The sequence below is a fragment of the Pseudomonas sp. P4_C3 genome (assembly GCF_056402075.1).
On sequence record NZ_JBFUIC010000003.1, the window covers coordinates 22,454 to 35,271 of the forward strand.

Here is a 12,818-nt window from a genome sequence, read left to right on the forward strand (position 1 = left end):
AACTGGGCCGGATGGAGCCATTGTGGCGAGGGGGCAAGCCCCCTCGCCACAGTTGTGATAGCAACTGGAGACGGGTGGTGGTCTGTAATGGCTGGAGTAGAGCCTTTCTAAGGTAAATACGGCTTTGGTAGGGGCATGGCGATGCACCATTGTTGTGCAATACTCCGCGCCATTTAAATGGTGGAAATTCCTACAAGATCCAGGTGAAGCCTCTCCAAAAGTCGCATTATTGCCGGGGTTTATGGCTGAATTTAGTGGTTTATAGAGTGAATATCTCTGTCGTCAGCTTTTTATACTGCACGACCCGCTGATCTTGCAGGTTTTGTCCTGCAGGACGGTTCTGCTTACAAAGCAGACCCGGTTACGCGAAGCAGCTGGCTTATCGGTCGGGGGCTTCAACGCTCAGCGGTCATATCCAACAACAAGATGAGGTACCCCTTATGCCCGTAGGCAATCACCAGCCCAACGGCGAGACCGCTCAGGGCGGTCCGCTTAAACGTGAACTCGGCGAGCGGCATATTCGCCTGATGGCACTCGGTGCCTGTATCGGCGTCGGTCTGTTCCTCGGTTCAGCCAAGGCCATCCAAATGGCCGGCCCCGCCATCATGCTGTCCTACATCATCGGCGGTCTGGCGATCCTGGTGATCATGCGTGCCCTCGGCGAGATGGCCGTGCACAATCCGGTCGCCGGCTCGTTCAGCCGTTACGCCCAAGACTACCTCGGCCCGCTGGCGGGCTTTCTGACCGGCTGGAACTACTGGTTCCTGTGGCTGGTGACCTGCGTCGCGGAAATCACTGCCGTGGCGGTGTACATGGGCATCTGGTTCCCCGATGTACCGCGCTGGATCTGGGCGCTCGCTGCGTTGATAAGCATGGGCTCGATCAATCTGATCGCGGTCAAGGCCTTCGGTGAATTCGAGTTCTGGTTTGCCCTGATCAAGATCGTCACCATCATTGCGATGGTATTCGGCGGCATCGGCATCATCGCCTTCGGTTTCGGCAACGACGGCGTGGCCCTGGGGATTTCCAACCTGTGGACCCACGGCGGCTTCATGCCCAACGGCATAACTGGCGTGCTGATGTCGCTGCAAATGGTGATGTTCGCCTACCTGGGTGTGGAGATGATCGGCCTGACCGCCGGTGAAGCGAAGAACCCGCAAAAGACCATCCCCAATGCCATCGGCTCGGTGTTCTGGCGGATTCTGCTGTTCTATGTCGGCGCGTTGTTCGTGATCCTGTCGATCTACCCGTGGAACGAAATCGGTACCCAAGGCAGTCCGTTCGTGATGACCTTCGAGCGTCTGGGCATCAAGACCGCCGCCGGCATCATCAACTTCGTGGTGATCACCGCGGCACTGTCGTCCTGCAACGGCGGCATCTTCAGCACCGGGCGCATGCTCTACAGCCTGGCGCAGAACGGCCAGGCCCCGGCGGGGTTCGCCAAGACCTCGAGCAACGGCGTGCCGCGGCGTGCGCTGCTGCTGTCGATCTTCGCCTTGCTGTTGGGCGTGCTGCTGAACTACCTGGTACCGGAGAAGGTCTTTGTCTGGGTGACGTCCATCGCCACCTTCGGCGCGATCTGGACCTGGGTGATGATCCTGTTGGCCCAGCTCAAATTCCGCAAAGGCCTGAGCGCAAGCGAAGCGGCTGGCCTGAAATACCGTATGTGGCTGTACCCGGTCAGCTCTTATCTGGCGCTGGCGTTCCTGGTGCTGGTGGTCGGCCTGATGGCGTACTTCCCGGACACCCGCGTGGCGCTGTATGTGGGACCTGCGTTCCTGGTGCTGCTGACGGTGCTGTTCTACATGTTCAAGCTGCAACCGACGAATGTTTCGCAAGGTGCGGTGCGTTCGGTTTCGTAAGTTGTAATGCCTGAAAGACAAAAGCCCCGGTCGAAATGATCGGGGCTTTTTGGTTTTGAAGATCAACAGATCGCAGCCTGCGGCAGCTCCTACAGGGGAATGCGGTCTGATTTTGTAGGAGCTGCCGCAGGCTGCGATCTTTTGATTGTCTGGTTCAAACGCTTGTTGAACTCAAGCCAGGTCGCCAGCAGTGCCATCAACCCGGCACCCACCAGCGCCGTGAAAATCTGCATGGCAACAGCGTCGTCGGTCAGCGCGTTGACCATGTCCGCCAAAGGCGCCAGCAGCACGCCCAGACAGAAAATCTCCAGCGAGAAACGGCCCATTCGGCAACTTTGCTGCGCGAGCCAGTTTTGCGTCCATCCGCTGTCGGGAATCAGTTTCGCGGTGACGTAGGCCAGTGCGAGGAAATGCAGCAGGCGCACGGGGGACAGGTCGGTCTTGCTGATGGGGTACAGCAGGTTCTTCAGGCTCGCTGGCACCACGGCATCGTGTAGCTCTGGCCAACGCCACAGGACGGTCATCACGCCCGCGGTCACTACGTACAGCGCCGCACTGACAAACAACGGCTGGCGTAGCAGCGGGCGAGTGTCGGGCAGGCGCGGGCGCTGGCTGTGAATCGCAGCGGCACCGCCGAGTACGAACAGCAATTGCCAGGCAACCGGGTTGAAATACCACACGCCGTCCTTGATGGCGGCCAGGTTCCAGCCCGCCAGTGGCACCATCAGATACAGCGCCAATGACATCGCGACCACCACCCAGGCCTTGCGCACCAGTACGGGCAGTACCAGGGGCAAACCTGCCAATAGCACGATGTACAGCGGCAACGGGTCCATCAGGTTCGGCTTGAAGCGCAACAACAGTTCATCGATCAGGGCCTGCTGCGGGTTGCTGATGAAGTGATGCATGCCCATTTCCTCCACCAGGTCCCGTGTTTCCACATGGCTGTTGGCGAAAAACACAATGCCCATCAGCATCGCCAGCAGGAAGATATGCACCACGTAGAGCACCCATGCCCGGCGCAGGATTTTCACGCAGGCGATCAGAAAGCCTTCGCGCGCCAGGACTTTGCCGTACGCCAATACGGACGCGAAACCTGCCAGAAACACGAAAACCTCGGCCGCATCGCTGAAACCGAAGTTGCGCAGGGTGATTTGTCCCAAAGGGTTGTGAGGCACGTGATCCCAAAAGATGAAGATCAGTGCCAGACCACGAAAAAAGTCGATCCGGTGATCGCGTGCTAACGTCATGACAGCTGGCTCGTAACAGCGGGTGAAAATGGGATTGGCCGCGGGCGCAAAGGCCTCGCGTCCAAGCGGCGGCGCGCAGGGTGGACTGATTCGCGGGCAATTGCAAAACCGGGCTATTACCGAATGTCTCGGGCGTTGCCCCAAGGCTCAACCGCTGGTCAGAAAGGTCCAAAAACCTGCGATTTGTGACAGTAGACAGGCTCAAATACTAATGAGTGCAACGTTCTAAAAACGGGAGTCTCACATGAGACTGTTGTGGAAAGGGCTGTCCAGTTACACGGTGATCGGGGTCGCCAACACCCTGATTCACTGGCAGGTCTTTTTCCTGCTGAGCATGGCGGCCGGACTCAGTCAGGCGTTCAGCAATCTGGCAGCCTTCTGCGTGGCTGCGTCGTTTTCCTTCTACATGAACGCGCAATTTACCTTCGCCGCCAGTGCCTCGGTCGGCGGTTATCTGTTGTTTGTTTCGGGCATGGGGGCGTTGAGCCTGGGTGTCGGCCATCTGGGCGACGTCTGGCGATTGCACGGTTTGCTCACCGTGGCCCTGTTTTCGGCATTGAGCCTGGTGTTCGGCTTCCTGTATTCCAAATACGTGGTGTTTCGCGAGCGTGATCGATGAAAATCTCCCTCATTGTCCCGGTGTTCAACGAAGAACAGTCAATCAATCTGTTTTATCAGGCGGTGCGACGGGAGTTGAAGCTCAGCGGTGCCGAAGTCGAGATCGTGTTCATCAACGACGGCAGCTCCGACCGCACGGCCGAACAGGCTACGGCACTGGCCAAGGCGGATGATCAGGTCATGCTGATCAATTTCTCGCGCAACTTCGGTAAGGAGCCGGCACTGTTTGCCGGCCTGGAACACGCCAGCGGCGATGCCGTGATTCCCATGGATGTCGACCTGCAGGACCCGATCAGTGTCATCCCGTTATTGGTCGAGCAGTGGCAAAAGGGCGCCGATGTGGTACTCGCCAAGCGCCGCAATCGGGACGTCGACGGCTACCTCAGGCGTCACAGTGCGTCGATTTTCTACCACGTGCTCAATCGCATCGCCTAYACCCGCATCGAGGAAAACGTCGGGGACTTCCGGYTGATGGATCGCAAGGTGGTCGACGTSATCCGGTCCCTGCCCGAGCAYCAGTTGTTCATGAAAGGTGTGTTGTCGTGGGCCGGGTTCAACACCGTGGTGGTGGAGTTCGAGCGGGCAGGAAGGGTGGCGGGGAGCAGCAAGTTCAATGKCTGGAAGCTGTGGAACCTGGCSCTGGAAGGCGTGACCTCGTTCAGCACCGTGCCCCTGCGCTTGTGGACTTACGTCGGTGGCGGCATTTCGATTTTCGCGGTGCTCTATGCGGTGTACATGGTGCTGGACAAGATTTTCTTCGGCAACAACGTTCCCGGTTATCCGTCGCTGATGACGGCGATACTGTTTCTCGGCGGCGTGCAACTGATCGGCATCGGCATCCTCGGCGAATACATCGGYCGTATCTATATCGAGGCCAAGCACCGGCCGCGCTACGTGATCAAGGACATCGTCGGCGGTAAAGACTGGGGCGGGCGCTAGCATGGGCCGGTTCAACGACTTCCTCGTTCGCGAGCTCAGCCGGCATCAGGTCTGGCGGTTTTTTCTGTTCGCGACCTTCTTGTATATCCTGCCATTGATCCTCGCGGACTTCCCCTACATCGATGACAACTGGCGCTCGCTGGCGGCGGGCATGGCCTGGGCTGAACAGGGGCGACTGTTCGCTCAGCTGTTCTACAACGCCCTGACTTTCAGCCATGCCGCGCCGAACATCTTTCCCTTGCCCTTGTTGATCGCCACGCTGGCCATGGCGTCGGTGCTGACCAGCCTGACGTTCCATTACTTCCGCCAGCCCAGCGTCGCTTGCTGCCTGGTGCTGTTGCCGCTCTGGTACAACCCGTTCTTCCTGCAGAACCTGTCTTATCAATACGACGGTCCCGCGACGGCCCTGAGCCTGGTGGCGGTGATCTATGCGATCACCTTTCGTCACCCGTGGCGCAGCGTGCAGTGGCTGGTGCCGTCGTTCCTGATCGCACTGGCGCTGGGGTTGTATCAGATCAGCCTGAATGTGTTCCTGGGCCTGTGTTGCCTGGAGTTGCTCAGGGCCGCCAACGATAAAACCACCCCGGTGCCGTGGCGCGACCTGCTGGGCTGGAAAGCCGCCCAACTGATCCTCGGTGGGTTGATCTACAGCGTCAGTGCAGGTCCGTTCATGGACTCCAATCGCACATTGCTGCTCAATTGGTCGGCGCATCCTCTATTGCAGATCCAGATCAACATTGCCCGGGTCCTGGAAAAAGTCGTGCTGCTGTTCAGTAGTGGATGGCTCTGGGTATTCGGCGGGTTGCTGCTGTTGGCGATAGCCGGGGCGGTGCGGCTGGGACTGAACGTAGCGGCGCGTCAGGACGGTGGCCCGAAGAAACTGTTGATCGGCCTGATGTGTTTGCTGACATTGCCGGTGGTGACGCTGCTGGTGTCCGGAGTCGCGTTGTTTTTCCGCGACTTCAACGAAGGCGCCCGCACCTTGATGGGCTTTGCCGTGCTGCTGGTGCTGTTGTGCTATTTGAGTCATCTGGCGCTGGCGTCGATCCATGAACGACTGCCACTGTTGTTGATCATTCCGCTGCTGGCGATGTTGTCGCTGTCGTTCGCCTATGGCCGGGTGCTGACCGTGCAGAAAACCTTTGCGTCCACGGCGCTGGCCAGCCTTGCGTACGACATCGCCAGCCATCAGTCGCTGCGCGAGGCCAGGCGGATCTACATCTCGGTGAGTTATTCCGACTACTGGTTAGTGGCGGCAGCTGGCTCATTCAAGCAGCTGCCGGTGCTGCACTACTTGCTCAATACCGACTATTACATGCTGGCCGAGAATCTGCCGAAAGCGGGGATCACCAACGTGGTGGCGGAGCGGGAGCGGCGCAACGCGACGCGGGTGGGTTATCAGGGCTATCCGCCGCTGGTGGACAGCCAGTTCTACCGGATTTACCTGATCGGTGATTACGGTTTTATCGTGATGAAGGAGCCGACCCCGAGCAAAACGCTACGTTGGTGAATCTGAAGGGTCGTGAAAAGTGTCGACATCGTCAGCATTGCCGCTGGTCTGAAATCCTTGCCAACCTGTTATTTCTGTCAGTAGACCGCTGTTGAGGTATCACTTAGCTTGAGTCCACCTGTAACAGGGATATTGGCGGGAGCCGGCATGAAAGCTTTGTGGAAGGGATTTTCTACCTATGCGGTGATCGGGCTGGTCAATACGTTCATTCATTGGCAGGTTTTTTTTGTACTCGTCAATGCTGCCGAGTTGACCCAAACCACCAGTAATTTTGCGGCGTTTTGTGCCGCTGCGTCATTCTCCTTCTATGCGAATGCCCTTTATACATTTGATGCAAAGGTATCGATATTGCGATACCTGCTGTTTGTTTGCGTCATGGGTGTATTGAGTTTCGGCGTCGGTTTTCTTGCTGATCAGTGGCGTATTCATGGACTGCTGACTGTCACCACGTTTTCGTTGTTGAGCCTGTTTTGCGGGTTCTTGTTTTCGAGCTTCGTAGGGTTTTGCGAGCGCAAGGCATGAAGGTTTCGCTGATTGTCCCTGTGTTCAATGAAGAGCAGGCTATCGGGGTGTTCTATCAGGCCGTGCGTCATGATCCGAGTTTGCGCGAACACCGCATTGAAATCGTGTTTATCAATGATGGCAGTACTGACGGAACATCCGATCTGGCCCATACGATTGCCTTGGTTGACACCGATGTGGTGGTGATCAGTTTCTCGCGCAACTTCGGTAAGGAACCTGCCTTGTTTGCCGGGTTGGAACATGCAACGGGCGATGCCCTAATTCCCATGGATGTGGATCTGCAGGACCCAATCTGTGTCATCTCGCGGCTCATCGAAGAGTGGATCAATGGGGCTGACGTGGTGCTGGCAAAACGACGAAACCGTTTGACCGACAGCTATTTCAAACGTCAATTCGCGAGCCTGTTCTATCGACTACTCAACCAGATTGCATCGACCCGCATCGAGGAAAATGTTGGCGACTTTCGCTTGATGGATAGAAAAGTCGTTGAGGTCATCAAGAGCCTTCCGGAACAGCAGTTATTCATGAAAGGTGTGCTGTCATGGGCAGGGTTCAACACAAAAGTCATTGAGTACGATCGCGCTCCACGGGTGGCTGGAAAAAGTAAGTTCAATTTCTGGAAGCTATGGAATCTGGCACTTGAGGGCATCACTTCGTTCAGTACTGTACCGTTGCGCGTGTGGTCCTACATCGGCGGTATCATCTCCCTGATAGCGCTTTTGTATGCGACTTACATGGTTCTGGACAAGGTGCTGTTTGGCAATAACGTGCCGGGGTACCCGTCTCTGATGACCGCCATTTTGTTTTTGGGGGGCGTACAGCTGATTGGTATTGGCATTCTGGGTGAATACATCGGGCGTATTTACATGGAGTCCAAGCATCGGCCCCGGTATGTGATCAAGGAAATCACCAGAAGTAGTAACGAGCCGGTAGATCGAGCTTCACTGGAGAAGATTACGTGAGTGCGATGGATCGCTTGGTCGATGTTCATGTGAGACGGCAAGCCCTGGTTATCTACAGTCCGGTTTTCATGTTGGTGACCCTGGCCCTTATCGTTCGCCTTCACGGAATTTCAGTACCGGTGATCTGGTATGACGAAGCTTATAGCCTGCTCTTGAGCGAACGTTCGCCAGCGTTGATCTGGTCTACTACGGCGGGTGATGTTCACCCTCCGCTTTACTACTTGATTCTCCATTACTGGACGATGGTGTTTGGCAACGGCGTGTTTTCTGCTCGGAGCCTGAGTACGCTGGCCGATATCGGCACACTGGTGCTGTGTATCAAACTGATGAGTCTGATTGCTACGCGCAGGGCGGCTTTGATCGCCGGTGTGTTACTGGTGTTGCTGCCGATATCGGTGCGTTACAGCCAGGAAGCACGCATGTACGCCTTGCTCGGATTCTGGCTGATGGCCGCCACGGTCGCGTTGGTGTGTTGGAGCCGGCAACCGCATCTCAAACGTTACCCTGTGATGTATGTGCTGCTGATGACAGCGGCTTTTTACACGCACTACTTCGCGGCGTTGTGTGTCCTGGTGCATTGGTTGTATTGGTCGGGGGTGGGGAGTGACGAACCGGTCTTGTTTTCGGTTCGAAAGTGGTTGCTGGTCAATGTCACGATTGTCGTACTGTATTTGCCCTGGCTTCCGAATTTCATTCACCAGACCTCAGGGATGAAAGGCCTCGAATGGATACCACCTACCACGTGGGATATGTTGCCTGGCCTCGTCTCGCAATACACGGTGATGATATCGGCGTCTGAGGGTGGTTTGTGGGTATCGCTGATTATTTCGGCGTTGATGATCATCTGCGCGGTGATGGCATTGCGTTTATGGCGCAGTGATCGACGAGTAATCTTGCTGTTGATTGGTTACTTCTTTGTACCGGTCATCACGTTATTTCTTCTGTCATGGGTTGCCCCACTCTTCTATCCCCGATATTTGGTGTTTACCGCAGTCAGTTTGCCCCTGATCGTCGCGGTTATGTTGGATCGTTTGGCTGAGCGCTCATCTGTTGTTGCGGTCGTTTGCCTGAGTGTTTTTATTGCGGCGGAAGTACATGGGGTATTGAAGGTATATCCGAAGCCAAAGGAATTGAGCGCTGGCTACAGCCAAACATCAGGCAGGCTGGACATTGTGGCGAATGGCCTCAAGCATTACGTCGAGAGCGGTGACGAGATTGTCGTGGACGGATTGTTCTGGTATTTGCCGTTTACTTATTACAACACCACGGGAATTCAGCCGAGGCTTTACATTTCCAGGTCACCAGCAGGTGAGCTGGAAGGCCCCGGCGATTTTGGCGGCTGGCTCCTTATCCCCTCGCGCAAAGACTGGATTTTTTTCAACGATCTTTCAGCATTGAGTCCCGCCTCTAAAAGAGTCTGGTGGATAACGCTTAAGCCCCGCCCGGAAAATGTTATGAAGTTTCCCTCAGAGTGGACGCAGAAACTGACGCTCAAGGGAGGGGCAGTCGAGGCGCGCCTCTTTATACTCGGCGGCGAGCGCTGAAGTCGTCCCAATCCTTCAGCGCTGGAGCCAACGTCAGGCGGCCGCTATTTCACTGGGCTCGAAACTGTCCGCCCGCGCCATCTGCCACATCCGTGAGTAAAACTCGCCATTCACCTCACCGGTCAGCAACTCGCCTGGCTTGAGGAACACGTGCAACTGCGAGAACAGCTTGATCTCGGTCGCCGACATGCGTCGTACCAGGTGCTTGGCCGACAACTGCGACGGATGTTCGAGGCCGGCGGCGGCGAGCATTTCCGCCAGGGCCTTGAGGGTGTTGCGGTGGAAGTTGAACACGCGCTGGGCCTTGTCCGGTACCACCAGCGCGCGCTGGCGCAGGGTGTCCTGGGTGGCGACGCCGGTCGGGCATTTGTTGGTGTGGCAGCTCTGCGACTGGATGCAGCCGATGGCGAACATGAAGCCGCGCGCCGAGTTGGCCCAGTCGGCGCCGATGGCCAGCACGCTGGCGATGTCGAAGGCGCTGACGATCTTGCCGCTGGCGCCGAGCTTGATCTTGTCCCGCAGGTTCAGGCCCACCAGGGTGTTGTGCACGAACAGCAGGCCTTCGCGCATCGGCACGCCGATGTGGTCGGTGAACTCCACGGGTGCGGCGCCGGTGCCACCTTCCTTGCCGTCAACGACGATGAAGTCTGGGAGGATGCCAGTCTCCAGCATGGCCTTGGCGATGCCCATGAACTCCCACGGATGGCCGAGGCAGAACTTGAAGCCCACCGGTTTGCCACCGGACAACTCACGCAGTTGCGCGATGAAATGCATCATTTCGATCGGCGTGGAAAACGCGCTGTGACGCGATGGCGACACGCAATCTTCACCCATCAGGATGCCGCGGGTTTCGGCGATTTCCTTGGTGACCTTGTGCTTGGGCAGGATGCCGCCATGGCCAGGCTTGGCGCCCTGGCTCATCTTGATTTCGATCATCCGCACTTGCGGCGTCCGGGCTTGCGCCGCGAAGCGTTCCGGGTCGAAGCGACCGTCGCTGGTGCGGCAGCCAAAGTAACCGCTACCCAGTTCCCAGGTCAGGTCGCCACCGTTTTCCCGGTGATAGGGGCTGATGCTGCCTTCGCCGGTGTCATGGGCGAAATTGCCGAGCTTCGCGCCCTGGTTCAGCGCGCGGATGGCGTTGGCGCTGAGGGAACCAAAACTCATGGCCGAGATATTGAACACCGACGCCGAATACGGCTGGGTGCACTGTGGGCCACCGACTGTCACCCGGAAACTGCTCGGGTCGCTCAACGGCGCCGGGCGCATGGAGTGGCCGATGAATTCGAAACCCGACTGATACACGTCAATCAGCGTGCCGAAGGGTTTGTCGGCGGTTTCGTTCTTGGCCCGGGAATAGACCAGCGAGCGCTGGGCGCGGGAGAAGGGCAGGGCGTCGCTGTCGGACTCGAGCAGGTACTGGCGGATTTCCGGGCGGATGCCTTCGACCAGGTAGCGGATATTGCCGAGGATCGGGTAATTGCGGCGCACCGCGTGGGGGCTTTGCAGCAGATCGAACAGGCCGATCAGGCTGAGGACAGCGGTGACGGCGGTGATCGGCCAGAGCCAGTCGTATTCAAGAAACGGCAGGCTGGCGAGAGAGAAGATCACGCAGACGGCAAAGAAGGCGTAGCGGCTCAGGAGTGACAGGCTCATACGGTTTCCTTGGGTTCGGACTCGGGTTTAAAGATCGCAGCCTTCGGCAGCTCCTACAAGGGAATGCGATCCATGTAGGAGCTGCCGAAGGCTGCGATCTTTTCAGGCATTTTGTGCCTGCAGAAAAATCGAAAACAGCTCGGACTGGGACTTGATCCCCAGCTTGCTGTACATGTGTTTCTTGTGGACTTTCACGGTTTCGACCGAGATTTCCAGCTTTCGAGCGATTTCTTTACTGGAGCAACCGCTGAGCATCAAACGCCCGACATCCAGCTCCCGGGCCGTCAACTGCGCGCCTTTGAGTTGCTGCACCGAGGCCTCCAACTGTACCCGCCAATCAGCTTGCGGTGGTGCGGGGGCCAGGGCCACGACTTCGTTGATTTCATAGGGTAGACGCTGGCGCAACAGGCCGAGCACCCACGGCTGGATCAACGACAACAAGGCGATCTGCTGGCCGCTGAAGCGCTGCGTGCTGCCCAGGGACAGGCACAGCGTGCGGTCCCCTTCGAGCTGACAATTGAACTGGATTTCATCGGCCACCACATTCAGACGAAAGTAGCGCTGGTAATACTCGGTCAGCTCGAAGTGCTCCGGGGCCACTTCGGACAGGCGATACAACCCGGTGCGCGATTGCTCGCGGCAGGCGATGTAGAACGGGTCGAGCAGGTACAGCCCACGCAGGTAATCCTGGAACAGTTGATCAGGGCTGCCGTCCTCGCCGGGGCACTCGGCAAACACCTGCGGGCGCTGGTCGGCGCTGAAAAGCAGGGCCACCCAGCTGTCGAAGGACACGTACTGGTCCAGCAACCGGACAAGCTGGGTCCAGAAATTAGGCTTGTCCAGGGCGTCGATCAGTTGCCCCACCGAGCGGTGCCAGGCGATGTCGTCCAACGAGAGTGCCATGCATCTACCCCTATCGTGTTACCCCAGCGGCGTAATTCCCCGCCCGGTTGCTTGCTGCGCATACTGGCGCACAGACACCGACCGGGCAATCTTTCTGCCGCCCGGCCCATGACAAGGAATACCCATGAAGGTCGAACTCGCCCAATTGGCAGGCCGTGACAACGACACGGCCTACAACCTCGAACGCACCCTGGCGGCGATGGCTGCGTGCGCAGCCGACACGCAGCTGATCCTGTTCCCCGAAGGCCACTTGATGGGCTTCCCTTCGGCCGAGTCCGTGGCCGAGGTGGCCGAGGCGCTGGACGGCCCGTCCGTCAGTGCGGTAATCGCCGCCGCCCGCGAGCGCAATATTGCCGTGGCCATCGGCATGGCCGAGAACGACAACGGCCGTTTCTACAACACCACGCTGCTGATCACTCCTGAAGGCATCGCGCTGAAGTACCGCAAGACTCACTTATGGGCCTCGGATCGCGGTGTCTACGAGGCGGGCGATCGCTACGCCACCTGCCTGTGGAACGGCGTGCGCGTGGGCCTGCTGATTTGCTACGACATCGAATTCCCCGAAAGCGCCCGCGCCCTGGCGCAGCTGGGCGCCGAACTGTTGATCGTCACCAACGGTAACATGGACCCGTACGGCCCGACCCACCGCACCGCGATCATGGCCCGCGCCCAGGAAAACCAGGCGTTTGCGCTGATGGTCAACCGGGTGGAAGAGGGTGACGGTGGCTTGTTGTTTGCTGGCGGCAGCGCATTGGTCGATCCGCTGGGCACCTTGTTGTTCGAAGCAGGACGCGAGGAAGGGCAGTTTGCGGTCGAGCTGGACCTGAGCCAGCTGACGGCGGCGCGCCAGGATTATCGCTATCTGGATGATCAGCGGCTGAGGTTGCCGGGGGAGGTGGTTGAGCAGGCGGGTGGGTTGCGGGAGCTGCTGATTCCTTCACGCTGATCCTGATTTCTTGTCGACAGGGCTGACGCCATCGCGAGCAAGCTCGCTCCCACAGGGGATCTGCAGTGGATTCAGATTTTGTGATCGACACAAATCCTGTGGGAGCGAG

The 12,818-nt window shown here is 58.0% G+C and carries 11 protein-coding genes; 8 read left to right on the forward strand and 3 right to left on the reverse strand.

Going from position 1 to position 12,818, the window contains the following annotated elements; all coding sequences use genetic code 11:
* Positions 1 to 440: 440 nt before the first annotated feature.
* A complete protein-coding gene (locus tag AC1DVH_RS01310) occupies positions 441 to 1,862 on the forward strand; it encodes an amino acid permease (RefSeq protein ID WP_477752316.1) in 1,422 nt (473 codons plus the stop codon).
* Between the two features lie 89 nt (positions 1,863 to 1,951).
* On the opposite strand, the gene AC1DVH_RS01315 is transcribed toward AC1DVH_RS01310, so the two are convergent.
* Positions 1,952 to 3,112, reverse strand: coding sequence for an OpgC family protein (locus tag AC1DVH_RS01315; RefSeq protein ID WP_477752317.1), 1,161 nt, complete (start codon positions 3,110 to 3,112; stop codon positions 1,952 to 1,954).
* A 244-nt stretch (positions 3,113 to 3,356) separates the two neighbouring features.
* On the opposite strand from AC1DVH_RS01315, the gene AC1DVH_RS01320 reads away from it, so the two are divergent.
* The 6 genes from AC1DVH_RS01320 to AC1DVH_RS01345 all read left to right on the forward strand — a co-directional run bounded on the left by AC1DVH_RS01320 (position 3,357) and on the right by AC1DVH_RS01345 (position 9,207).
* A complete protein-coding gene (locus tag AC1DVH_RS01320) occupies positions 3,357 to 3,731 on the forward strand; it encodes a GtrA family protein (RefSeq protein ID WP_477752318.1) in 375 nt (124 codons plus the stop codon).
* Positions 3,728 to 4,669 carry a glycosyltransferase family 2 protein gene (locus tag AC1DVH_RS01325; protein WP_477752319.1) on the forward strand — a complete coding sequence of 314 codons (942 nt, stop codon included), beginning with the start codon at positions 3,728 to 3,730 and terminating at the stop codon, positions 4,667 to 4,669. Before AC1DVH_RS01320 ends, AC1DVH_RS01325 begins: the two co-directional genes overlap by 4 nt.
* A 1-nt stretch (position 4,670) precedes the next feature.
* Positions 4,671 to 6,179: a glucosyltransferase domain-containing protein gene (locus AC1DVH_RS01330; RefSeq protein WP_477752320.1), complete on the forward strand. Its 1,509-nt coding sequence runs from the start codon at positions 4,671 to 4,673 to the stop codon at positions 6,177 to 6,179.
* Positions 6,180 to 6,326: 147 nt separating this feature from the next.
* Positions 6,327 to 6,701: a GtrA family protein gene (locus AC1DVH_RS01335; RefSeq protein WP_477752321.1), complete on the forward strand. Its 375-nt coding sequence runs from the start codon at positions 6,327 to 6,329 to the stop codon at positions 6,699 to 6,701.
* Positions 6,698 to 7,663: a glycosyltransferase family 2 protein gene (locus tag AC1DVH_RS01340; RefSeq protein ID WP_477752322.1), complete on the forward strand. Its 966-nt coding sequence runs from the start codon at positions 6,698 to 6,700 to the stop codon at positions 7,661 to 7,663. The genes AC1DVH_RS01335 and AC1DVH_RS01340 overlap by 4 nt, the downstream gene beginning before the upstream one ends.
* Positions 7,664 to 7,668: 5 nt before the next feature.
* Complete coding sequence (locus AC1DVH_RS01345) at positions 7,669 to 9,207, forward strand: glycosyltransferase family 39 protein (RefSeq protein ID WP_477752378.1); 1,539 nt, start codon at positions 7,669 to 7,671, stop codon at positions 9,205 to 9,207.
* Positions 9,208 to 9,240: 33 nt separating this feature from the next.
* Here AC1DVH_RS01345 and AC1DVH_RS01350 read toward each other — a convergent pair whose 3' ends face one another.
* The gene (locus AC1DVH_RS01350; protein ID WP_477752323.1) at positions 9,241 to 10,860 is read right to left on the reverse strand and encodes an FMN-binding glutamate synthase family protein; all 1,620 of its coding nucleotides are present in this window, start codon (positions 10,858 to 10,860) and stop codon (positions 9,241 to 9,243) included.
* Positions 10,861 to 10,962: 102 nt separating this feature from the next.
* A complete protein-coding gene (locus tag AC1DVH_RS01355) occupies positions 10,963 to 11,763 on the reverse strand; it encodes a helix-turn-helix transcriptional regulator (RefSeq protein WP_477752324.1) in 801 nt (266 codons plus the stop codon).
* 124 nt (positions 11,764 to 11,887) lie between these two features.
* On the opposite strand from AC1DVH_RS01355, the gene AC1DVH_RS01360 reads away from it, so the two are divergent.
* A complete protein-coding gene (locus AC1DVH_RS01360) occupies positions 11,888 to 12,709 on the forward strand; it encodes a carbon-nitrogen hydrolase family protein (protein ID WP_477752325.1) in 822 nt (273 codons plus the stop codon).
* Positions 12,710 to 12,818 lie beyond the last annotated feature (109 nt).